We start from the raw sequence: 1099 nt of genomic DNA, 5'->3' as shown, positions 1-1099 counted from the left end.
GTAGGGTCGCCAGAGTGATCCATGTTTTCCTTGTCATACCTTTTATTTGTGTCTGCTTAACGGCGCCAAAACGCAGGGAAGAACAGTACAAGAAGAGTCAGAATTTCCAAGCGGCCCATCAACATACCAAAGCTTAGAAGCCATTTAGCAGCATCTGGTAGCGGCGCGAAGTTACCGGTTGGGCCGATCACGCTACCCATGCCAGGACCCACGTTGGCAACGGCGGTGATTGAACCAGAAATGCTGGTCACGGGATCAAGACCAAGCGCACTTAAACAGCCAGCGATAAAGATGATGGTGATAAAGAACATCAACCCAAACGCCACCACAGAGCGCACGATGTCGTCGTTCACAGGACGTTGGTTGTAACGTTGCACGAAAACGCCGGATGGATGAATCAGTTTCATGATCTGTTTGTTCAACAGCGTCATAGCAATTTGGAAACGGAAGATTTTAATCCCGCCTGCGGTTGAGCCAGAACATGCCCCTGCCATCATTAAGAAGGCAAAGAGCGTGGTTGGCAGAGCGCCCCAAGCGGTGAAATCTTCCAAGCCGAACCCGGTGGTTGTCACCACAGAAACGATGTTGAACATCGACACTCGCAGGGCATCCAAAATGGTGTAACCATCGCGAATCACTAGCCAAGCGGCAACCACCAAGCTTGAGAACAAGAACAAGTAAGCAAAGCCTCGTACCTGTGCATCTTTGACCAGAATATCGATGCTGCGTTTGCGTAGAGCGGCAACAAACAATAGAAATGGCAGACCGCCCAAGAACATGAAAGTGGTCGCGACCCAGTGCGCGCCGTTGGAGAAGTTGTTCATTGAGCTATCGGAGGTCGAGTAACCGCCGGTAGATAGGGTGGTAAAGGCGTGGTTGATCGCTTCAAACAGGTTCATGCCCGTCAGAACATAACCACCAATGCACATGCCCGTTAAGATCAGATACACCAACACGATGTTCTTCGCTACGGTTTTGGCTCTTGGGCTGCTTTTATCTGACCAGTCGGACGATTCCGTTTGGAACAGCTTCATACCACCGACGTTCAACATGGGTAGGATTGCCACCGCCATTACGATAAAGCCAATGCCACCCAGCC

The 1099-nt window shown here is 50.8% G+C and carries 1 protein-coding gene; it reads right to left on the bottom strand.

What is annotated here, in order from left to right; translation table 11 throughout:
• Nucleotides 1-56: 56 nt before the first annotated feature.
• Nucleotides 57-1099: TrkH family potassium uptake protein (locus R7E78_RS24520; protein WP_318058393.1), on the bottom strand; the 1043-nt coding region annotated here is incomplete at its 5' end.

The organism is Vibrio sp. YT-19(2023), from assembly GCF_033337395.1.
Note: the sequence above shows the minus strand (reverse complement) of the source record. Positions and strands in the feature narration are given on the sequence as shown.